Raw genomic sequence first — 19,396 nt, 5'->3', positions numbered from 1 at the left:
TGACCCGGAATGTAGCCGACTTCGAGCCGACCGGCGTGGCCATCATCAATCCTTGGGAGGCTCACCTCTGACCAAGTCGCTGTCTGCGCTACGATATGAGCGTGGGCGGGCACGCCAAGCATTGGACGGAAGAGTAAATACCGCTGGTACGACCAGATGGCGGCTGCTGGCACGCGGCTTCAATAATTCCTGACTGATCTGAATCATAATGCCTCTCCCCCTTCATTGAGAATATTCATGTAGGCGTCGTACACAAAAACACGATTGCGGCGCCGACCGGTCAGTTCGCGAGCGATGCCTATTTCAACCAACGCCATCATAGCCTTGGAAGCTGTGGGGAAACTGATGCCAGCTTGCCGACTGATCTGACCAAGGTCGTTCAGGGGGCGCTGGCGTAGTGCTTCGAGTACTCGCAGGAAATTTGCGGCCCCACGTCCGACGGCCCGTACACGATGGCTATCCTGCTGGAACAGATCCACCAGGCGGCGGGCGGTGTTCACCGCGCCCGTGGCCGTTAATTCCACACCTTCGAGAAAGAAGTCAACCCAGGCTTCCCAATCGCCGTGGCGACGCACACCATCCAGCAGCTCATAGTACATATCGCGGTGCTGCTTGAAGTAGAGGCTAAGGTAGAGCATGGGCTGAATCAACAGGCCACCTTCATGCAACAGCATGGCGATCAATAACCGGCCCAGGCGGCCGTTGCCATCCAGAAAGGGGTGGATGGTCTCGAACTGGACATGAGCGAGCGCCGCTTTCAGCAATACAGGAAGGGTGGTTCCATCGTCATGGATGAAGCGCTCCAACGCCGCCATGCAGGACTCAACCTCCTGCGGCGGCGGAGGCACGAAGCGGGCATTGCCAAGCCGAGTGCCGCCGATCCAGTTCTGGGTACGGCGGAATTCGCCTGGAGCCTTTTCCGCGCCGCGTCCCCGCGCCATCAGGTGAACATGTATCTCACGCAGCAGCCGGTTGCAAAGAGGAAAGCCTTCACGCAGCCGGTCCATGCCAAACTCCAGGGCGGCGACGTAGTTGGAAACTTCCACGACGTCGTCGAATGGTACGCCGGGGGTTTCATCCAACTCGAATAGCAGCAAGTCAGACAGTGAGGACTGGATTCCTTCGATCTGCGAGGAAAGCACCGCTTCGCGCCGAACATATGCATAGAGGAAAAGCTGTGGATCTGGCAGCAGCAGGGCGATGCTGTCAAGACGCCCCAAGGCAAGAGTGGCCCGCTCCAGCGCCGCCTGTCGGGTACCATTCAGTTCCAGCGGCGGCACAGGAGGCAGCGCGTCAGGTATGAAGGAACGGACAGTCTCTCCCCCGGCTGTGCTGGTTTCGTAATGGCCTGTCGCTTCTCGAAACATGGTAATCCTTTAATTAGATGCTTTGCTATTAAACAAAAACGGTAGTTTTTTAATAGAATGGCATTCTGCAGTAATATTTGGGCTCCAGCAAGCACCGAAGGCCGCGATTCTGGAAGCCGTCGGGCAGTACGCCCCGGAGCACATCACCCTCCTGTCGAAGCTCAAGATGGGCGACATTGCCAGCGAAGCGGTTGGCGGACGACGCCGGCTGGATGCTTGTCGTGTTCCAGACCGAGTACCACACGAAGTCGGAAGGCATACCGGAAGCGGCGGGCGACGATGACGACGCGACAGAATATCCCGCCGACGAGGTGGAGTGATGCACCCTGAATCAGGTGGGTACACTTCTTGAATCGCCTTCATGGTCATCTTCAGTGTGGGCATCCTGGACCTCCTGTAAAAAGAGCCAAAGATGCTGTTTAAGCCAATGAATGGCCAGAATGTTTTCTTTCGCCAAGGGGAAACTCGGGTACCCAAGGTTTGGCATGGCTGGCGCGGAGCACGTCGGGCAAGGCCAGGCCGGTGACAGCGCAGGCGCCACCCCAGTAGGTCAACATGGCTTCGCGGAATTTCTGCTGGCCGATGCGCTGGCGTACCATGCGTTCGACTTTGGTCAGGCGGCCTGCTCGGGCTTGTGAATGGCCGCCAGTTCTTCGGCCAACCGACGTTCTGCAACGGTCAAATCGTAAGCCTGCTGCATGCGTAGCCATATCCCCGGCCCGTTACCCAGATATTTGCCGATACGCAAGGCCATCTCCGGGGTGATGCCCTTGCGCTCAGACAGGATGCCGTGAACGGTCTGGCGCGAGACCCGCAGGCCACGGGCAAACTCTGCTACAGAGATATCCAGTGCGGGCAGTACCTCTTCCCGCAATATCTCGCCAGGATGCGTCGGTATCCGATCCACTTGCTCAACGGTCATTTCGTCCATTGGACACCCCCTTCCTTAATGGTAATTCTCCAGATCAATGCGCCAGGCATCTCCTTCACGCCACTCGAAGGTGATGCAATAGGGTCCATTCACATGAACCGTGTACCGCTTCGGTTTCCCCTCCAAAGCATGGAAGTCGAAACCCGGCACGTTCAACTCCTCCGGGGATGTCGCAGCGTTTATGGCATCGAGCCTGCGCTTGCAGCGGGTTACCAAATCCGCACCGACTTTCGCCGATTGACCTGTTTCGAAAACCTGCTTGAGGCCCTTATGCACAAAACTTCGTATCAAGTGGAACCCTCGGAGAGGTTGTTACCGTCCTGTTAAAAATTACACCGCAGTGCCATAGGTGTCAACCATCTGTTGACAGTCGCTGGCGCACGCCTTGCCCACAAACTTCAAGGCTGAAGGAGTTGGGCCAACGCCATGTGCGTTGGCCTTTTCGTTTCCGGGTAGCTACAACAGACGCTGCGCATGTTTTTGCGCCAGCTTGCGCCGCTTGTTCTCATACTCCAGCCAGAATGCCATGATCAGCCGTCGTCTGCCGTCGTGGTACTTTTTCATCACGATCAGGTAGTCCAAGGCTTGCAGCCACACATAGGTGTGGATGTCGCCGTCGCCTTCCGCGTAGTCCCAATGCAGCACGGCGGGGTCGTCAAGGTGATCGAGCATGGCGCGCGCCCAGGGCAGACGCTCGGCGCGGCGAAAATCCGGCAGGCGGTTTCCGGAGCGCGGCGGGTGTTTCACAGCGATACCACTTGCAGACCGAAGGCCTCGGCGGCGCGACATTGGCGGGCGTCGGCCGAGATGAATACTTCGGCGGTGCAGGCGAGGGCGGCGCCCAGGTGGATGGCGTCCATGCCGCGCAGCGTGTGGTTTTCCAACGCCTTGACGGCATGCTGGATGACCTGGGGCGTCGTATCGCAGATCAGCGCATCGGCGATGTCGAGCATAAGGGCGCGCTTGATGATCTGGTATTGCGCGTCCGTCAGGCGTCCTTCCCGTTGCAGGCGACGGAAGGCGGAGATCAGTTCAGGCACCGCGATGACCGACAGCGCCAGTTCGCTGGCCCGTCCGCACCACGCCAGGACGTCCGCGGTGCCGGTCTCGTCGATGTAGCGCTTGGCAAAGGCCGATGAGTCGAAATAGACGCGCATCAGTCTCCGCGCTCGTCGAGGATGAGCCGGCTGATCTCCTTGCCGCCGATGGCCAGCGGGCGTGCCGGACGCTGCTTCCACGAGGGCAGTTGCGCCGGGATGGGGTGGATTTCGGCGATTGGCTTGCCATTGCGCAATACGCGCACCGTCTGGCCGCTCTCGACCAGATCGAACCAGGTCTTGGCGTGGTTGCGTAAATCGGTGAAGGTGGTTTCCGGCATGAATGTGCTCCCGTCAGATGATGTACATCAAAGTGTACATTACAGATGTGTCCGGCAACAACATATGCACATCGCCGACTTCCCAGGGCCCCGACGTTGCGATTGGTTGTCGCTTAAGCACAACAGATGCGCTCGAGAACTGAGCCGGCAGTACCGAGATCCCGTGAAGCCCGCAGAGCAACTTCATGAACGAACAGAGCGGGCCGTTGATTTCACCAAGCAATTTAGCCTTCCGGAACCTTTGGCATAAATTCTGCTGTCTAAAGCTCGGGCTTGTCAGTGAGATTTCTCATGCTTTCTGTCATAACCCGAATGGCGGTCTGATCGTAAACGTTCAGCCATCCCCTCACCATCATGTTGCAGGGGCTTTTCTTCGTCTGGTACTGTCACAGACGGATTACTGATCGGATTCGTGGCGGGTGGATAGGGGCAGCACCAGCACGAAAAAACCCGCCAAGTGGGGACTGTATGGGGACCAGATTGATATTGTGCGCCGTGGTCCGTCTGGATGCTCTTGTAACTACCTGTTTTATTTGGTGGGGACGGCGGGATTCGAACCCGCGACCCACGGCTTAAAAGGCCGCTGCTCTACCGACTGAGCTACATCCCCAAAGACCCTGCAAGATACCCGACAGGGCTGCGTATTATCGGGTGCAGGCAGTGGCCGGTCAAGACACAACCGCAACAGACACCACCGCAACGGCGCCAGCGAACCTTACGCAATCCATCAAGCCGAACATCAGCCCTGTTTACCACCCCGAAACACCGCCCACTCTCGCTCCACGAAGGTCGTGAACTCCGTGCGGAAGCGCTCCGGAGCGAAGCGCAGGGCGTTTTCGCGGCAGGCTTCCGGGGTGATGGCCGCACCCGCTCCCTCGAAGCGCTCCACGGCGGCGATGATGGCGGCAACGGATTGTTCGTAAAAGAATACGCCGGTGGGCGCAGGGGATGACGCTGCGCACTCCGCCTCCGGCAGGGGAACGATGGTCTCCAGCGCCCCGCCCTTGCCAAAGGCGATGACGGGCGTGCCGCAGGACTGGGCCTCCAGGGGGGTGATACCGAAGTCCTCCTCCGCCGCGAAGACGAAGGCGCGCGCACTCCTACCCATGCTTATCCCAAAAACCTTGGTGCATGCTCAGTTTTCGCTTGATGGGCAAGGCCAGCGAGGACGAATGCTGGCCAAGCTTATATCCCAGATATTTGGCCAAGGTGCGAATAAAAGCAGACGGCAGTAACCAAGGCGCATGCCGTAGGAGATAGGCAATCTCGGAACGCACGAAGCGGCCGCCCTCGCCTTCCGGCTTTCCAAAATCCCGAAGAATCCACGCCTGGTCCTGATGCATCACGCCAATATCAAAATAGCGCTTAAACTCCTGCGCCACGCTATAGCCATGCGAGTGCCTCACCTGGGCCTCGGCCACATATGCGATGGTCCACCCTGCCTGTAGCATACGAGCGGCCACCACCATGTCTTCACCCAGAATCAGGCTTTGGGGAAAGCCTCCAACCGCCATGAGCGCTTCTGTGCGATAAGCCGCAAAGGAATTGGAAGTAAAAGCCGCCTTGATACCCATACGTGCCTTGTCTGCAATGGTTCGCTTAGTCGACCGAGGTGGATAATTGAAAAGCCGCGCATGGGCCTCTATAGCGCCGGAGCCCAGCCTAGGCAACTGGCGCCCATAAGTAGCGCCTACTCGGGGATCAGCAAATGGCGCCACCAACTGCGCCAAGGCATTGGGATCTGCCAGCACCGCATCCTGGGTGAGATAAACCAGCACATTAAATGCCGCCAGCCGTTCGGCAGCCATCTGCCGCGTACCTCCGTGGTCGAATGTCCCCTTGGCCAAGAGCAGGACATCAAAACCATCTTTCAATGCGGCCGCATCCGTTCCATCTTTCGAGCCAGAGTCTACAACCAACACATACCCTGGCGGTGGAATCTGCTGGCGTAAGGCATCGAGGCAGCGCAACCAGACTTCGCCACCGTTCCACGTTGGAATGATCACTGCAACTTTATTTGCCGACATTATCGCTCCAGCACCCGCTCCGCGCCGGCATAAACCACCAGCCAGTCATGCACTATGGCGATGCGCATCAGTCTTCCGCAGCCTCCGCAAGCACCCGCCAGGTCTGTTCGGCGGTTTTATCCCACTTAAACTGCCCGGCCCGCTCCAGTCCCTTCTCCCGTAGCACCGCGCGCAGGGAAGCATCTTCGATCAGCCGCTGAAGACCATCCGCAATGGCGTCGATGTCATAGGGGTCCACTTGCACGGCGGCATCGCCAACCACCTCCGGCAATGACGCACAGTTACCCACCAGCGTAGGGGTGCCTGATGCCATCGCCTCCAGAGGGGGCAGCCCGAAGCCTTCGTAGACGGAAAGATACGCGAAGGCGATCGCCCCCGCGTATAAAGAGGGGAGAAGTTCATCGGGGACATGGCCGGTAAGAAAGACCCGAGGCGGCAGCGCCTTCAACTCCGGTACGTCCTGAAATACCAGGCTTTTCCCTTTCGCCCCGCTCACGACCAACCAAACATCTTCCGGCAAGCGGCGATAAATGATTGCCCAGGCGCGCAGCAGGCGGCCAAGATTCTTGCGCGGCTCCAGGGACCCAAGGCTCAAAACATAACGACTGGTCGGCAATTCCAGTTTTTGAATGGCGCTCTCCACATCATCCCCGTCTTGCGGACCAAAACGGGCATCCACTCCCAACGGAACGACAGTCACCTTATTGTCAGCGACGCCGGTGGTTTCCAGAAGACGCGCCTTGGTAAATTCCGAATCGGTAATCACCCGCGCGACCCGCCGCGCCAATTTCGGCGTGAGGAAGCGGTACCACGCCGAAAAGCGCGGGTTAAGCCACTCGGGGTGATCAATCGGCACTACATCGTGGATGGTCACTACTTGCCGGGAGACCGCCAGGGGTCCGGTGTTGCTTGGACTCCATAGCAGATGCCCTCGCGTCCGCAGCGGCAGGACCGCCTGCTCCCAGAGGTGAGCACGGGCGCCGCTGATAGGGTGCCGGGGGGCAATCTGTTGTATGCCACCAGCAGGCATTCGCTGCAGCAACTCCAGCAGATAGCGTTGCACGCCGGTTATGGATTGACCTAAAATTCTGGAATTAACGTAGAACAAGTTTAATCATACCTCTCGGTCCTTCTGAAATAATCTACCAATGACTACCCCAAAGAAAAGGGATAGTATTGGTGCTTCAACGATATTTACCACCATACCGTATGCTATCAAAAAAACAAGGATAGAAAACATTAAAGATGCATCATTCGTCCTCAAAAAGGACCGGGCTGCCTTTAAGCAAATGGCAATCAATATTACGGCGGCGAGAATCGGCCCAAGGTCAACCGCCAAATAAACATATAAATTATCTGCGGGCAACGCATTTGATGGCTCGAAATAGGTTTGCGGGGTGCCGATTCCGCCAATCCCCCGACCGAAAAGCCACCCTACATCATGGTGCAAAAGGCCGAATGACGCTGGCCATGTATAGTTCAGCCTATCGCCGAAACTCGCAAAGATAAACCGGTCAAAATAACCATGAAATGTTGGATTATAATGGATAATAACAGTTGACAACGGCAAAAAAACTAACAGGCTGAGATTAGCCAACAAAAGCAGCACCCAGATTTGGCGCCACAACAATTTATGGCCAAATACTTTTCCGCTTATAAAAAATGTAGTTAATATCAAATATGCTCCAAGGACACCCTTTGTTGTTGTCAGCGTAACACCTACACCAGAAGCAATCCACACCAATACTTTTATGGCGTTGCTGTTTATAACGAACATCAGCCAGACAGAAAAAAACATGATCTGTATGGCTGCATCGAAAGAGGCGCCGGAAAATCCGCCAATCCTACTGATCCCAAACGCCCACCATCTCCGAGAAATTTGCACTTCCTCCCCACCAATTTTAAAGCTTGCACCAACCCACGGATATTGCACGAAAACGTTAATAAGAACCCCTGACAACGCTATAATAAATAAGATAACAAATATCTTTTTGTATGCGTTCGTATTATTAAAAAAATAGTGCGCCGACAACAAACCATATAGCAACGGTATGATCACCCACACTCCAAATAATGATTGATCAAGAGAAGGAAGCTCTACCATACCCCACCCAGCGAACAGCGTTACAATCGCGCCCCCAATAATTAAAGCCTTACTAGCGCGCCCAATATAACTTATCATGAATGGTATCATAATGAACAACAGAATCTTGGGTATATACACAAATTCAGCAAGGCCAAACTTCGCCATATAATAACGAAATGGACCATAGCAAACCAATGATAGTAAAAATAACGTTGTTGTCCAGAGGACCATAGTAGACATTGATAACATACCGCGCATACGGCGACCAAAATAATTCGGGATTGCTTCATGCGCCAAAATATCATCCATGCAATAAACCTCTTTTTATATTCCGTGCTTATCAAGTTGCCTATAAATATCTATATATCCGTCGATCCATCGGGTTACGTCGAGAAAATTGGCGGACGATATTTTGGCCGTTTTCCCCATACGGACGCGCATTGCCCGATCACTGCCAAGACGATGTAAAGATTCCTGTAGATCTTCCGGACGATTCGGCTCGAATAACAAACCATTCTCACCATCTTTGATCATCTCCGGAATGCCTCCACGCTTTGAAGCGATGACGGGCTTACCAAATGCGAGAGCCTCCGCCACGACCAAGCCAAGGGGCTCCTGCCACAAGGAAGGTACCACAACAATATCCACCTGAGGATAAAAGTCTCGTGGTGCCATGCGACCGAGAAAGCGCACAGGAGTTGATGCAGCGTTTTTACGCAATGACGCCTCATAATCTGGTTTACCTCTGCCCGCAATCCAGAGTTCCGCATTCGGTAACACGGCAGTTTTGAACGCTCCCATTAGGACCTCTACCCCCTTGGCAGGGACTAGCTGGCCGATAAAGCCTATACGCAAGCCCGTAGGCGATTCACGCACTGGCGTAGGCTCATCGAGGCCCAAGGCGCTGGGGCTGCGGACATTGTGAATCACCTCACGCAGAGCCACGTCCTGAAAGTAGCCCAATGCCATATGGCGATCAAGAATATAGCGACTTACCCCTACTACCGCAGAGAGCGCATTGCTTAAGTTGGGATGCCAAATGCGCAGCAAGTGGCAACTAGTACATTGTTTTTCACAAGTACGCCCCTTTTTGAACATGGTTGCCCTTGGGCATAATAGATAATGGTCATGCAGGACTTGCACGATGGGGATGCCTTGGCTTTGGATCGTTTTCCATGATGCGGCTGACCATCCGGATAGGCCATGTACCGTCACCACATCAGGCCGCTCTGTCCGCAATACCCGAAGCAGGTAATCCTGCATCCAGAGATTGTAGCTATCGAATGCATGCCACATGGCCCGCAGAGCGGCTCCTTTGGGTGTATGGTTCCCTGACCAGTACCAATTGCGGAGCCCCGCACGCCAGATGGGAATGCCATCGCGCTCGATCCTTTGCAGCCCAGGTTGGTCGCGGGTCGCAAGAAGAACATTATCGTGGCCTGCACTAGCGAGTCCCCGTATCAGTTCCCAAAGAACAACTTCAGCGCCTCCACCATCGACCGGGTCGTCGAAGGTATTCAGGTGCAATATTTTCATAACGGATAATCTGAATGGAGGCCAAGCCTCTTCGCGAGGCCGTCTTTCACCGCTTGGGAAAGCAAGCGATAACGCTCATGGCGATTGTATATACGGGAGAATAGAAAAAGAATAGCAAGATAAAACCTAAGATTGATGGCATACATCATTGGATTATGATCTTTGCAATAAGTATCGAAAAAAGCGCCATTGCGCATACCATAATAGGCTCGAAAGTCGCCTTCTCCTTTCAACAGGCCAGAAAAGGAATTGCTATGTCGGCGCTTAACATTCCAAGATGATTCCATATCTTCCAGCAACGCTCCGGTGATCAGGTAGGTACCACCCCCATACCGGGTGATGCGGTAAGTGAATTCATTATCGTCACCATAGAGAACGAAGTCCGTCCGAGGTAAACCAATACGATCAACTAGCCTACGATGAAAGAGGAGACCACTATAAATGGCTGTGTCCAGCCGGATTATTTTGGGCAACGCTTGGTTCGGACGCCGCTTGCCCAGCGGCGTCCGCCGCCAAAATTTATGAGGAATGTCAAAAATATGGAAACCAAGAAAGCTGGAGCGCCGTGGATTGACCCGCCGCTGGGATGCTCCCATGGTAACGTCAGCTTGATGCTCGGGCCGAAAAGCTAGGGCGGCGAACTCCTCATGGGGGTGTGTCTCCCGCAACTTTGCATAGGCACCGAGTAGCACCTTCAAGGACCCCTCGGTTGCCCTATTGTCGTCGTCCAATAACCAAATCATCTCGGCGCCTTGCTCCAGGGCTTTAGATATCCCAGTGGAAAAACCAGCGGCAGAGCCCATGTTTTTACTTGATTGAACGAGCTCGATGCGCGTACGATCGATCTCTGTCGCAAGTCCTGCCACATCCCAATTGGTGCCGTTGTTGACAAGGATGATCCTTTCTACACCTTGGGCTAATGTTGCACGCAACATGGGCTCCAGAAAATGCCGACGTTCGCCATATGTTACAGTGACCACTGTAACACCTTTAGCGCTGTTGGTTTCTTCCATAACCATGAACTGTTACCATCCTTTCGGCGTTAATCGGATTCTGGCCGTTTCGCGGTTACCACGATGCTCTCACAGCGAAAGGGTGACACCGCCACTCTGAAATCAACGAGCTTGGCTGCAATCCACAGAGTTAGGGGCAAGCCACTTGCGCTAGCATCGTACGGATCTTGACAACGAGAGATACGCAAACTGCTTTGGTAAAACCATGCTGCCTGCGCCAGACAGGGCTTTTGCTTAATATCTATAAATCCAGCGCCATCTAACGCTATTTCTAGGCTATTATTGTTAAAAAGGACGAGGTGCCGCGGCGGCTCAAGCCCTCTCCAATCGGCACCGAAGCGCACGTGGCCGAAACTCCCCATGTTTGGCGTGGCAAGCCAGAGGTGTCCACCAGGTTTAAGTACTCGAAATGCTTCCCGAAGCGCAGCTAGGGGGTCATGAACGTGTTCAATCACATGGCTGAGCGTCACAATATCGAAGTGTGCAGAAGGTAGGCCAGTGTCTGGAAAGCCGCCCTGTATGACGGTGGCCCCCGTCTTCTGCGCAGTTTTCACTGCTTTGGGATCGAGATCAACGCCCCAAGCTTCCCAACCCAGCTGCATGGCGACGCCGAGGAACTGACCATTGCCACAGCCAATGTCTACCAGCACACCCGGTTTTCCAGTGGCGGGCAGGTGGCGAACGCTTTCGTCTATCTGCTTTCGTTTTCGGCCCAACAGGGGGGTGATCCATCGCCCGACCTTCCATGCAGGCTGGAGATCGGCATTATAGCGGGCATTGAGGTAATCATTGCGCAAACGGCGCTTTAAATGCGCGAATCTTCCCTTGGGGGCATCATCCCCTTCTTCATGGGTGTAGTAGTCACTATAAGCCATGGCTATGGTGGCAGGGGTCGGCCTTGGGTCCAGGTAGGCGGCACCACAGGTCGGGCATTGATATAGTGACCACCGCCCCGGCGCGCAAAAAAATATCTTGTCCGTCAGCCCGTCATGAAGCAGCGCTCGGTCTACCTCACCGCAGATCGGGCAGCGTTCTACTCGCTCCAGACCTTCCTGGGGCCAGGGCTGACTTTCTATCTGTTCATGATCCATGTTTTTCCTGCGAGACCGTTGAGTTGACAGGAGGCGTTCGCGCCAAAAGGCGACGCGAGAGGGTGGTGCGTTGATCTTGAGGAATGCTGGCAATGGACCAGCCAATGCTTGCACCTGCCAACAGTAGCGAAATCCCCACATACAGGGCAGAGTCATAAGGCATTTCAAAGGCAATAACGAAGGCCCCGGTAATGGGCAGGATACCAGCCATGGTGCGGTTCAAGCCGGAGGTAGTCTGCGCCGCCCAGAACAAGAGCAGGGTATCCGCAAGGACACGCAGATCCCAGGCCCAAGCGGCGCCCGGTATGCCAAGCCGGTCGATAAGCACCCACAGGATAGCAACGTAGGGAAGAAGCTCCAGGACATGGAACTTGGCGGGCAAATCGGGGCGCCCTCTGCCTTGGAGATAGGTAAAGGGAATAATGGCCAGGGTATTGATCCATATCCCGACGAGTAGTATTTGTCCGACCGGGGCGGTTTTTTCCGCCAGCGCTGCGCCCACCCAAAGGATCAGAAAGGGTTTGATGAGCAGCAACCCTATCACCACTATCGGGGTCATGATAGCCCCTATGGATAATATGGCACGCGCCGCCAGCACCTTTGCCTCGGTGGGGTCCACCATGGCAAATCTGGGGAACAATGCAGTTTGTAGGCTGCCAGGAAGAATGGAGAGCCGCATGACAAGGTTATAAGGCACAGTGTAAGCGGTGACTGCCACCATGCCCACCTTGGCGCCAATGAGGAAGCGGTCAAAAACGGTCAACAGGGGGCCGACCAGCCCGGTGACCGTGATCCAGCCGCCGTAGTGCAGCAAGGATTTCACCTGATGGAGGGCAAAGCGGGGGCGTGGCGACAGGGGTACATGGCGATAGCTAAGAGCGAAAAGTAATAGGACGCTCAATAGCCGTCCGACAATGGCGGCCGATATCAAATAAGGTAGCGTTATCCATCCCGCATAGGCTACAACTAACGGGAAAAGCTGATAGAGCACCGTACCAAAAATTTGTGCTCCATTAAGCGCGAGAAAGGCTTGTCGCCCTTCCAGGGCGCCTGCCAGCAGCGAGATAATAATGGCTAGTGGCAACGCAAGTGCCAACCACGGCATTGCATTTTCCGCTTCGATTCGCAAAGAGCCGGAGATGTGGAAAACATGAGCAAACAGCCAATCCCCAAGCAGATAGAGAATGGCTCCGCCAATGAGGCCGGTAACGGCACTGATCGCTAATCCGGTCCAAAAAATACCCTGTCGCTCTTCGGCCGTAGCGTCGTGGAGGGCGGCGATGCGGTTGGCGACTGCCCGCCCGAATCCAAAATCAAATACCCCAAAGTAGCCAAGCAGCAGCCAGACTATGGCAAGGACGCCGTAGCGGGCTTCACCTATGAGGTGAAGATAGATGGGTACAGTGATTAACAGCAGAGCGGCAGGTATGGCAGCGCCCACCAGATTGATGAGGGTGGAGCGGGCGATACGGGGGTGGGGGGCGGTCATGTCAGGGGCTTTGCCGTGCCATGGCCACCTGGGTTGCCTGCTTTGGGGCCAAAACTTTCCGCCGCACCCTGGCGGATCTGGGCGATTTGTTCGGGGCTGAGGCGCATGGGTTCAATCCACCCACAGCCCGGCGAGGGAAAGAGGGATGGCGGCGAAGGGGCGTTCGTAGCGCGCGAGGCGCTCGGCGGCGGTCATGCCGCCCCCCTCCCGGCATCGAGGCCGGATGCGCTGAGGCCGTCCACTTCCCGGCGCAGGGCGGCGATCTCCGCCTGGAGAGTGTCGTATTCCGCCATTTTCCGGTGCAGGAAGCGGACGGTGACCCGGGCTTTTTCCTGGATGCCTTCTGGCGTCAGCAGGTAGGCGTAGACGTCCTTGTTCGGGTTGCTACGAAAATTTCCCATCTTGACCAAGCCCTTATCCACAAGAGCCTTGAGACAATAATTGGTCTTACCCAAGCTCACGCCCATGGCGGCGGCCAACTCGCGCTGGGTGCTCTCGGGGTGCTCCGTGAGGAGCTTGAGTAAATGGTAGCGTGTGGCGTCGTCGAGCATAGTCTTGTTCATGCGGTGAACGTATGGGTAGCGTAGGGGGTCCGGTGGGTGGCGTCAAGGCGTACAGCCTTGGCATCTGCCGGGCCGTTACGCCTGCTGTTTGCGGAATGCGTTTTGCAGGAGCGCCAGAAACACGCCCAGCATCAGGCCACCCAGACCGGCCAGCACCAGAATCAGCCCGCGTTTGGGCGCGACGGGGATGGGGTCATAACGGGGTGACAGGGTTTGCACCGTGGGACTGGTGTTATTGGGTGCCAGTGCGTTTTCCATATTGGCGATGGCTGCCTGTATATTGGTAAGCGCGTCGGTGCGCCGAGACTGCTCCAGCAACAGCAAAGTCGACGTCGAATCGGCCTGCCCTTTACCACTTTTGGCGTTCAGGGAGGTGCGCATACGCTGATACTGCGCCTGCAACCGTGTCAATTGCGCCTGGCGGGTCCCCACGATCTGCTGATAGCGTTGTTGATCCTCCGCCAGCAGTCGCTGGATGACCCCCTGCAGATACTGCTGCGCCTCTTGTGGTGAGCGCCCCCGGGCCTCCAGGGTCAGGATGGAGCCGTCGGCCTTGTCCGGCGTCACGGCGTACAGCTTGGGCATCTGCTTTTGTGCCTCCTCGGTATTGACCGGGGTGTATTGGTTCATCAGCCGGCTGGCCAACTGCAGGCCGTTGTCCACCGGCTGCCCGGCGACCTTGCCGATCTGCACCACGGCCGTGCTCTCATAGATCGTGGGCGCCAGACTCACGTAGGCGGCCGCCAGCCCCAAACAGACCACCGTGCTGAGAAATACCAGCCATTTGCGTTTGGCGATGATCTCCCACAGGTCGCGCAGGCTGATCTCGTCCTCGGAAATGGTATAAGCGGCATTTGCGCGTTGGGGCTGTCCGGCTCCGGCGTTATCTTCTATCGGCATGCGGTATCCTCTGACAAATTCGTACAGCCGCTGAGTGTAGCAGCTAAACGTCCAAGCTTGTACCGGTTGGCCCTGCGCGGCTTGACGCGCAGGTACTTTCCCAAGTCTAATTTCGGCGTCATGATGTGGAGCGACGGAGTGGCGAATGGGCAGTTCTGATCGGTGAACTCGTGAAATCGGCGGCAACGGGCCGTACCTGTTTGCGTGGACCGCAATGGGTGCCTTATGCGCTGGTGCTGGGCGATGTGCTGGCGCTTTTGGCCGCCTTTTATCTTGGCCGCCTTTCCCACGCCTTCTATTACCACCTGAGTCCCGGCTGGGTGCTGCTCTACTGGTGGGGGAGCCTTGCGCAAGTCAATGTGCTTCTGTTCCTGTTGCTGATGGCTCTGGGCATTACCGCCTTCGCCGTCAAGGGGCATTATGCCCGGCGCAAGGCTTTTTGGGACGAGGCTGGTGAAGTGCTGGGCGTGTTCACGCTCTTGCTGGCATTGAATGCCACCATTGCCTTTTCCGGCAAATGGCCTCTGTCACGGCTATGGCTTTTTTCCACCTGGGTGCTGGCGCTGGTGCTGTTGCCCCTGGCCCGATGGCTGGTACACCATATCTTGCAGCGCCTGGGCGTGTGGATGCGGCCCGTGGTGGTCGTTGGCTGCGGACGGAACGCCGCCGAGGCCATCCGCGCCCTGGACAGCGAACCCATGCTGGGCTATGCCGTACAACGGGTGCTGACGCCGGGGGGGTGCGATCCGGCTTCTGGCGAACTTCCCACCCAGGCGCCCATGGAAGCTCTGGGAGACGATCCGTTGGCTACCCTGGCCCGTCTGGGCAAACCCCATGTCGTGCTGGCCCTGGACATGGATCAGTGGGACGCGCAGGAAAAACTGGTGCGCTCCCTGGGGCTCAGCTACCCCAACCTTACCGTGGTGCCGCCCTTGCGCGGTCTGCCTCTGTTTGGCATGGAGGCCATGCATTTTTTTGGCCACGAGGTGCTGATGCTGCGGGTGCGGGACAACCTGGCCCGGCCGGGTCCGCGCATCGCCAAACGCCTTTTTGACCTGCTGGCCGCGTCGTTGCTCGTCGTTCTGCTGTCGCCGCTGCTCCTCTACGTCGCCTGGCGTATACGCAGGGAGGATGGCGGGCCGGTATTTTTTATCCAGGAGCGTGTGGGACGAGGGGGTGGCACCTTTGGTTGCCTGAAATTCCGCAGCATGGTGATGGATGCGGAGGACCGCCTGAAACAATACCTGCATAGTCACCCCGAACTGGCCGCCGAGTACGAAAGAAATTTCAAGCTGCGCAACGATCCCCGGGTGACCCGGATCGGGAAGTTTCTGCGGCGTGGCAGCCTGGATGAGTTGCCCCAGTTGTTCAATGTGTTGCGTGGCGACATGAGTCTGGTGGGCCCGCGCCCATTATTGGCTCGGGAGCTTGACCGTTACGGCGACAATATCTGCCTGTATCATATGGTTTATCCGGGTATTACCGGTTTGTGGCAGGTCAGCGGCCGTTCCGAGACCACCTTTGACGAACGCGCCTACCTCGATGCCTGGTATATCAAGAACTGGACGCTCTGGTACGACATCGTCATCCTGCTCCTGACGGTGAAGGTGGTCTTGCGGCGGGAGGGGGCTTATTGAGAGTGTCGCCACTTGCGGCGCATCATTTGTCATCCCTCTTGCAGATCGTCAAAGCAATGCCAGAATCGACTGGATGTGAAGTGCCTCAAATCTCGCGTGCCGTGCCGCTGCGGTACTCGGCGAGCGCCTCGGTCGCCAATGCGTCCAGTTTACCTGTCGTCGCATCGGCCTCAATCTGAGTATCCCAGGCAGCGGCGTCAAATTCAGCGAACCAGCGTCGGAATGCTGCGAGGTCGGCAGGGGGCAAGCTCTGAACGGCTTTTTCAACCATCTCCACCGTAGTCATGGCACGATTCCTCAGGGAAAAAACATAAAGATACAAGCATCTTGCTTTCTTGGCTACCTGGGAGGGAGAGAAAGGCCTGACGCGCTTCGAGAGTACCCGCCAGGACGGAGATCAGGGCGATGAGCGGGACGATGGCGGCGAGCCAGGGAAATGGCCTTACAGAAGGTAGGACATTTAGCGTTTTATGATCAAGACCACACTTCTGCTGCGCACCGTCAAAGTGGTCTTGCGGCGAGAGGGGGCCTACTGAGAGCACCGCGCCAAGTCGCCGCATTGCTATTGCCTCTGGCTACGGGCTACAATTCCTCCAAATTTTTCGCTGGGGGTTGAAGATATGCGTTCTGATTTTCTGAAGGTGGTGGTTGCCGCGGCTGGAGCGCTGGTGCTGGCGGGCTGTGCGCACAATGTGGGGAGCGGGGCGCCCACGACGGCTGGCGCGGTGGCGCCAGCCAACTCGGCGGCCACGGCTGGTCTTGCCGGTGAGGGCATCAATGGCCAGAATCTCAATGCCAACGGACCCATCGGAGGTGGCAGCAGCGGCCTGAGTGCGGCTGAACTGGCCGCTTTGCCCCAGAACTTGCGGGTACATTTCGCATTCAACAGCGGTGCCATGGATGCACAGGCGCAACAGATCGCCGCCCAGAACGCGCAGTTCATGGTGGCCCATCCCCATGTCCAGGTGCGCCTGGAGGGGAATACCGATGATCGCGGCACCCAGGAGTACAACCTGGCCCTCGGTGAACAGCGCGCCGAGACGGTGAAGCAGTTCCTGCAGTCCCAGGGCGTCAGCGCGGCACGGATCAGCACCGTGAGTTTCGGCAAGGACAATCCCTTGTGTACCACCAACGACTCCGCCTGCTGGGCCAGAAACCGCCGCGTGGACTTCGTTTATAGCGGTGGCTATAACGGCTGAACACCAAGGAGCGCATGCTGATGAAACGCTGGCATCTTTATCCCGTCCTTTCCTTACTATGCCTGAGTCCCTTCGCACAGGCCGAGTCAACCGGCGAGAAAGTGCTGCAGTTGCAACAGCAGATGGCGGTCATGCAGGGCGAACTGAGCAGTCTGGTGGCGGTTCAACAGGCCAACAAGGGTAGCCAGAGCGCGCTGGCCGACCTGCTCGGGCGCACCCAGCATCTGGAGCAGGAAGTGCGCGACCTGCGCGGCGAACTCGACACCAAAACTCACGCCCTACAAACCCAGCAGCAGTCTACGGCGGCTCAGGTACAGGCCCTGACCGCGCAGCTTACGGGGGGCACGGCGGCAACCGCCAGCACCAGCAGCGCGCTGGGCAGCGGTGTCGCCATCATCAGTCCGGCCGCGGCCGTCGCCTCCGCGGCGAGCAATACCTCCGCGCCTGCGGTTCAGGGTCTGGGGCAAGCCGATTATCAACGGGCTTTCGATCTGCTGCGGCAGGGCAAGTACGGATCGGCCGTCACCGGATTGCAGGGCTTCATTCAGAAATACCCGCAGAGCAGTCTGGTGCCCGACGCCTACTACTGGCTAGGGCAAGCGCAGTACGTGCTGGGCCAGAACGATGCCGCCCTGAAGAGCCTCCATGTCGTGGAGGCGCAGTTCTCCCAGAGCAGTAAGGCGCCGGAGGCCATGCTGCGGATGGCGGAAATCTATCAGGCCATCGGCCAGTCCGGCAAAGCCCGCACCGTTCTCAGCAAAATCATCAGCCAGTATCCGAGCACACCGTCGGCTCAGAAGGCCGAGGCGCAGTTACAGGCGTTGTCCGCCGGAAAGTGATGGAGGGGCGGCTCCGCATCACGGAAATCTTCCACAGCCTGCAAGGGGAAACCCGCAGCGTCGGGCGTCCGGCGACCTTTGTGCGTCTCACGGGCTGCCCTTTGCGTTGCCGTTACTGCGATACCGCCTATGCGTTTCATGGCGGCGAGTGGCGGCGGATCCCCGAGATTCTGGAACAGGTGCGCGCGGGGGGAAACCGGCTGGTGGTGGTGACGGGTGGCGAACCATTGGCACAGGCCGATGTGTTGCCGCTGATGACGCAGCTTTGCGATGCGGGCCATGAAGTCTTTCTGGAAACCAGCGGCGCCCTTTCACTGGCGGGGGTGGATACCCGGGTGGTGAAGGTGCTCGACCTCAAAAGCCCCGATTCCGGGGAGTGCGAACGCAATCTCTGGGAAAACCTGCCCTTACTCAACCCGCAGGACCAGATTAAATTTGTGCTGTGCAGCCGTGCCGATTACGACTGGGCCAAGGAGGTGCTCGCTCGGGAGGCATTGGCCGAACGCTGCGAAATACTCTTTTCTCCCAGCCATGGCACGCTCGCCCTGCGCGATCTCGCCGAATGGATGCTCGCCGACCATTTGCCGGTACGCCTGCAGATTCAGTTGCACAAACTGATCTGGGGCGACCTGCCCGGACACTGACCATGCCGACGCCCGCCACACCCGCCATTGTACTGCTCTCCGGCGGACTGGATTCCGCCACCGTGCTGGCGCTCATGCGCCGGGACGGCTTTGCGGTCCACGCCCTCTCTTTTGACTACGGGCAGCGGCATAAGGAAGAGCTGCGCTATGCGGCGCTGCTGGCGCAGTCCATGGGGGCGGCCAGCCACCGGGTGCTGCGTATCGATCTGGCGGCCTTTGGCGGCTCAGCGCTGACCGATCCGCAACTCAGCATTCCCGAGACCGGCCTGGCGCCGGGCATCCCCATCACCTATGTGCCCGCGCGCAATACCGTCTTTCTGTCGCTGGCCCTGGCGCTGGCGGAGGTGCTGGGCGCCAGGGATATCTTCCTGGGGGTGAACAGTCAGGATTACAGCGGTTATCCCGACTGCCGGGCGGAGTTCGTCCAGGCTTTTGAGGCCCTGGCGCAGGTGGCCACCCGCCTCGGCGATGAAGCCCGCGGGCCACGTATCCATGCGCCGCTGCAGTTTCTCAACAAGAGCGAGATTATTCGTCTCGGCAGCCGTTTGGGTGTGGATTACGGAATGACCCGCTCTTGCTATCAGTTGGATGCCGAAGGCCGGTCCTGTGGTCGCTGTGACAGTTGCCGCCTGCGCCGGGAAGGATTCCGTCAGGCCGGCATCGCCGACCCCACGCCTTATCAGGATTCCTGAGCGC

General features: G+C 57.4%; 24 protein-coding genes and 1 tRNA gene. 6 read left to right on the top strand and 19 right to left on the bottom strand.

What is annotated here, in order from left to right; genetic code table 11:
- Window positions 1-203: 203 nt before the first annotated feature.
- The gene (locus tag AFE_RS00450; protein ID WP_009566294.1) at window positions 204-1,367 is read right to left on the bottom strand and encodes a Fic family protein; all 1,164 of its coding nucleotides are present in this window, start codon (window positions 1,365-1,367) and stop codon (window positions 204-206) included.
- 191 nt (window positions 1,368-1,558) lie between these two features.
- Here AFE_RS00450 and AFE_RS16880 point away from each other — a divergent pair, with 191 nt between their 5' ends.
- Window positions 1,559-1,687, top strand: a complete 129-nt coding sequence (locus tag AFE_RS16880) for a hypothetical protein (protein WP_257246670.1) — start codon at window positions 1,559-1,561, stop codon at window positions 1,685-1,687.
- 99 nt (window positions 1,688-1,786) lie between these two features.
- Here the strand turns inward: AFE_RS16880 and AFE_RS00445 are convergent, their stop codons facing one another.
- From AFE_RS00445 to AFE_RS00360, 17 genes are all read right to left on the bottom strand, one after another.
- Window positions 1,787-1,966, bottom strand: a complete 180-nt coding sequence (locus tag AFE_RS00445) for a type 2 periplasmic-binding domain-containing protein (RefSeq protein WP_009566297.1) — start codon at window positions 1,964-1,966, stop codon at window positions 1,787-1,789.
- Between the two features lie 14 nt (window positions 1,967-1,980).
- Complete coding sequence (locus AFE_RS00440; protein WP_009566298.1) at window positions 1,981-2,298, bottom strand: HigA family addiction module antitoxin; 318 nt, start codon at window positions 2,296-2,298, stop codon at window positions 1,981-1,983.
- 15 nt (window positions 2,299-2,313) lie between these two features.
- Window positions 2,314-2,574 carry a type II toxin-antitoxin system RelE/ParE family toxin gene (locus AFE_RS00435; protein ID WP_009566299.1) on the bottom strand — a complete coding sequence of 87 codons (261 nt, stop codon included), beginning with the start codon at window positions 2,572-2,574 and terminating at the stop codon, window positions 2,314-2,316.
- Window positions 2,575-2,754: 180 nt separating this feature from the next.
- On the bottom strand, window positions 2,755-3,045 hold the full coding sequence (locus AFE_RS00430; RefSeq protein WP_009566300.1) for a hypothetical protein: 291 nt from the start codon (window positions 3,043-3,045) through the stop codon (window positions 2,755-2,757).
- Window positions 3,042-3,455: a type II toxin-antitoxin system VapC family toxin gene (locus AFE_RS00425; RefSeq protein ID WP_009566301.1), complete on the bottom strand. Its 414-nt coding sequence runs from the start codon at window positions 3,453-3,455 to the stop codon at window positions 3,042-3,044. The genes AFE_RS00430 and AFE_RS00425 overlap by 4 nt, the downstream gene beginning before the upstream one ends.
- The gene (locus tag AFE_RS00420) at window positions 3,455-3,676 is read right to left on the bottom strand and encodes a type II toxin-antitoxin system Phd/YefM family antitoxin (RefSeq protein ID WP_009566302.1); all 222 of its coding nucleotides are present in this window, start codon (window positions 3,674-3,676) and stop codon (window positions 3,455-3,457) included. The genes AFE_RS00425 and AFE_RS00420 overlap by 1 nt, the downstream gene beginning before the upstream one ends.
- Window positions 3,677-4,210: 534 nt before the next feature.
- Window positions 4,211-4,286, bottom strand: a tRNA-Lys gene (locus AFE_RS00410).
- A 129-nt stretch (window positions 4,287-4,415) separates the two neighbouring features.
- On the bottom strand, window positions 4,416-4,784 hold the full coding sequence (locus tag AFE_RS00405) for a glycosyltransferase (protein ID WP_012535781.1): 369 nt from the start codon (window positions 4,782-4,784) through the stop codon (window positions 4,416-4,418).
- Window positions 4,777-5,703, bottom strand: a complete 927-nt coding sequence (locus AFE_RS00400; protein WP_012535780.1) for a glycosyltransferase family 2 protein — start codon at window positions 5,701-5,703, stop codon at window positions 4,777-4,779. The genes AFE_RS00405 and AFE_RS00400 overlap by 8 nt, the downstream gene beginning before the upstream one ends.
- A gap of 67 nt (window positions 5,704-5,770) precedes the next feature.
- Entirely contained in the window at window positions 5,771-6,811 is a 1,041-nt protein-coding gene (locus AFE_RS00395) for a glycosyltransferase family 4 protein (RefSeq protein ID WP_012535779.1), read from the bottom strand.
- Between the two features lie 6 nt (window positions 6,812-6,817).
- Entirely contained in the window at window positions 6,818-8,098 is a 1,281-nt protein-coding gene (locus AFE_RS00390; RefSeq protein ID WP_012535778.1) for a hypothetical protein, read from the bottom strand.
- A gap of 15 nt (window positions 8,099-8,113) precedes the next feature.
- Window positions 8,114-9,325, bottom strand: a complete 1,212-nt coding sequence (locus AFE_RS00385; RefSeq protein WP_009561151.1) for a glycosyltransferase family 4 protein — start codon at window positions 9,323-9,325, stop codon at window positions 8,114-8,116.
- Window positions 9,322-10,344 carry a glycosyltransferase gene (locus AFE_RS00380; RefSeq protein ID WP_009561152.1) on the bottom strand — a complete coding sequence of 341 codons (1,023 nt, stop codon included), beginning with the start codon at window positions 10,342-10,344 and terminating at the stop codon, window positions 9,322-9,324. The genes AFE_RS00385 and AFE_RS00380 overlap by 4 nt, the downstream gene beginning before the upstream one ends.
- A gap of 23 nt (window positions 10,345-10,367) precedes the next feature.
- The gene (locus AFE_RS00375; RefSeq protein ID WP_012535777.1) at window positions 10,368-11,429 is read right to left on the bottom strand and encodes a class I SAM-dependent methyltransferase; all 1,062 of its coding nucleotides are present in this window, start codon (window positions 11,427-11,429) and stop codon (window positions 10,368-10,370) included.
- Window positions 11,419-12,918 (bottom strand): flippase, encoded by a 1,500-nt coding sequence (locus AFE_RS00370; protein WP_009567128.1) that lies wholly within the window; start codon window positions 12,916-12,918, stop codon window positions 11,419-11,421. The genes AFE_RS00375 and AFE_RS00370 overlap by 11 nt, the downstream gene beginning before the upstream one ends.
- A 191-nt stretch (window positions 12,919-13,109) precedes the next feature.
- Window positions 13,110-13,481 (bottom strand): MarR family EPS-associated transcriptional regulator, encoded by a 372-nt coding sequence (locus AFE_RS00365; RefSeq protein WP_012535776.1) that lies wholly within the window; start codon window positions 13,479-13,481, stop codon window positions 13,110-13,112.
- Between the two features lie 75 nt (window positions 13,482-13,556).
- Entirely contained in the window at window positions 13,557-14,381 is an 825-nt protein-coding gene (locus AFE_RS00360) for a Wzz/FepE/Etk N-terminal domain-containing protein (protein ID WP_009567125.1), read from the bottom strand.
- Between the two features lie 218 nt (window positions 14,382-14,599).
- Between AFE_RS00360 and AFE_RS00355 the strand changes: the two genes are divergently transcribed.
- On the top strand, window positions 14,600-16,018 hold the full coding sequence (locus tag AFE_RS00355; protein WP_012535775.1) for a sugar transferase: 1,419 nt from the start codon (window positions 14,600-14,602) through the stop codon (window positions 16,016-16,018).
- 85 nt (window positions 16,019-16,103) lie between these two features.
- Here the strand turns inward: AFE_RS00355 and AFE_RS00350 are convergent, their stop codons facing one another.
- Window positions 16,104-16,304: a hypothetical protein gene (locus tag AFE_RS00350; RefSeq protein ID WP_009567123.1), complete on the bottom strand. Its 201-nt coding sequence runs from the start codon at window positions 16,302-16,304 to the stop codon at window positions 16,104-16,106.
- Between the two features lie 334 nt (window positions 16,305-16,638).
- Between AFE_RS00350 and pal the strand changes: the two genes are divergently transcribed.
- Genes pal through queC form a run of 4 tightly spaced genes read left to right on the top strand, consistent with a single transcriptional unit; the run spans window position 16,639 to window position 19,392 of the window.
- Window positions 16,639-17,217: a peptidoglycan-associated lipoprotein Pal gene (gene pal / locus AFE_RS00345; protein ID WP_009567122.1), complete on the top strand. Its 579-nt coding sequence runs from the start codon at window positions 16,639-16,641 to the stop codon at window positions 17,215-17,217.
- A gap of 20 nt (window positions 17,218-17,237) precedes the next feature.
- The gene (gene ybgF, locus AFE_RS00340; protein WP_012535773.1) at window positions 17,238-18,056 is read left to right on the top strand and encodes a tol-pal system protein YbgF; all 819 of its coding nucleotides are present in this window, start codon (window positions 17,238-17,240) and stop codon (window positions 18,054-18,056) included.
- Window positions 18,056-18,700, top strand: coding sequence for a 7-carboxy-7-deazaguanine synthase QueE (gene queE, locus AFE_RS00335; RefSeq protein ID WP_012535772.1), 645 nt, complete (start codon window positions 18,056-18,058; stop codon window positions 18,698-18,700). Before ybgF ends, queE begins: the two co-directional genes overlap by 1 nt.
- A gap of 2 nt (window positions 18,701-18,702) precedes the next feature.
- Window positions 18,703-19,392, top strand: coding sequence for a 7-cyano-7-deazaguanine synthase QueC (queC, locus tag AFE_RS00330; protein WP_012535771.1), 690 nt, complete (start codon window positions 18,703-18,705; stop codon window positions 19,390-19,392).
- The last annotated feature ends 4 nt before the right edge of the window (window positions 19,393-19,396 follow it).

The sequence above is a fragment of the Acidithiobacillus ferrooxidans ATCC 23270 genome, from assembly GCF_000021485.1.
GTDB classification, from domain to species: Bacteria; Pseudomonadota; Gammaproteobacteria; order Acidithiobacillales; family Acidithiobacillaceae; genus Acidithiobacillus; species Acidithiobacillus ferrooxidans.
This window is presented reverse-complemented; position numbering and strand designations above follow the sequence as displayed.

What these genes read in the sequence shown, in the direction of transcription:
- AFE_RS00385 (WP_009561151.1), bottom strand. Translation starts at nt 9,325, where the DNA reads ATGAAAATATTGCACCTGAATACCTTCGACGACCCGGTCGATGGTGGA.
- AFE_RS00360 (WP_009567125.1), bottom strand. Translation starts at nt 14,381, where the DNA reads ATGCCGATAGAAGATAACGCCGGAGCCGGACAGCCCCAACGCGCAAAT.
- queE (WP_012535772.1), top strand. Translation starts at nt 18,056, where the DNA reads ATGGAGGGGCGGCTCCGCATCACGGAAATCTTCCACAGCCTGCAAGGG.
- AFE_RS00445 (WP_009566297.1), bottom strand. Translation starts at nt 1,966, where the DNA reads ATGGTACGCCAGCGCATCGGCCAGCAGAAATTCCGCGAAGCCATGTTG.
- AFE_RS00365 (WP_012535776.1), bottom strand. Translation starts at nt 13,481, where the DNA reads ATGAACAAGACTATGCTCGACGACGCCACACGCTACCATTTACTCAAG.
- AFE_RS00405 (WP_012535781.1), bottom strand. Translation starts at nt 4,784, where the DNA reads ATGGGTAGGAGTGCGCGCGCCTTCGTCTTCGCGGCGGAGGAGGACTTC.
- AFE_RS00370 (WP_009567128.1), bottom strand. Translation starts at nt 12,918, where the DNA reads ATGACCGCCCCCCACCCCCGTATCGCCCGCTCCACCCTCATCAATCTG.
- ybgF (WP_012535773.1), top strand. Translation starts at nt 17,238, where the DNA reads ATGAAACGCTGGCATCTTTATCCCGTCCTTTCCTTACTATGCCTGAGT.
- AFE_RS00425 (WP_009566301.1), bottom strand. Translation starts at nt 3,455, where the DNA reads ATGCGCGTCTATTTCGACTCATCGGCCTTTGCCAAGCGCTACATCGAC.
- AFE_RS00375 (WP_012535777.1), bottom strand. Translation starts at nt 11,429, where the DNA reads ATGGATCATGAACAGATAGAAAGTCAGCCCTGGCCCCAGGAAGGTCTG.
- AFE_RS00450 (WP_009566294.1), bottom strand. Translation starts at nt 1,367, where the DNA reads ATGTTTCGAGAAGCGACAGGCCATTACGAAACCAGCACAGCCGGGGGA.
- AFE_RS00440 (WP_009566298.1), bottom strand. Translation starts at nt 2,298, where the DNA reads ATGGACGAAATGACCGTTGAGCAAGTGGATCGGATACCGACGCATCCT.
- queC (WP_012535771.1), top strand. Translation starts at nt 18,703, where the DNA reads ATGCCGACGCCCGCCACACCCGCCATTGTACTGCTCTCCGGCGGACTG.
- pal (WP_009567122.1), top strand. Translation starts at nt 16,639, where the DNA reads ATGCGTTCTGATTTTCTGAAGGTGGTGGTTGCCGCGGCTGGAGCGCTG.
- AFE_RS00380 (WP_009561152.1), bottom strand. Translation starts at nt 10,344, where the DNA reads ATGGTTATGGAAGAAACCAACAGCGCTAAAGGTGTTACAGTGGTCACT.
- AFE_RS00390 (WP_012535778.1), bottom strand. Translation starts at nt 8,098, where the DNA reads ATGGATGATATTTTGGCGCATGAAGCAATCCCGAATTATTTTGGTCGC.
- AFE_RS00420 (WP_009566302.1), bottom strand. Translation starts at nt 3,676, where the DNA reads ATGCCGGAAACCACCTTCACCGATTTACGCAACCACGCCAAGACCTGG.
- AFE_RS00400 (WP_012535780.1), bottom strand. Translation starts at nt 5,703, where the DNA reads ATGTCGGCAAATAAAGTTGCAGTGATCATTCCAACGTGGAACGGTGGC.
- AFE_RS00350 (WP_009567123.1), bottom strand. Translation starts at nt 16,304, where the DNA reads ATGACTACGGTGGAGATGGTTGAAAAAGCCGTTCAGAGCTTGCCCCCT.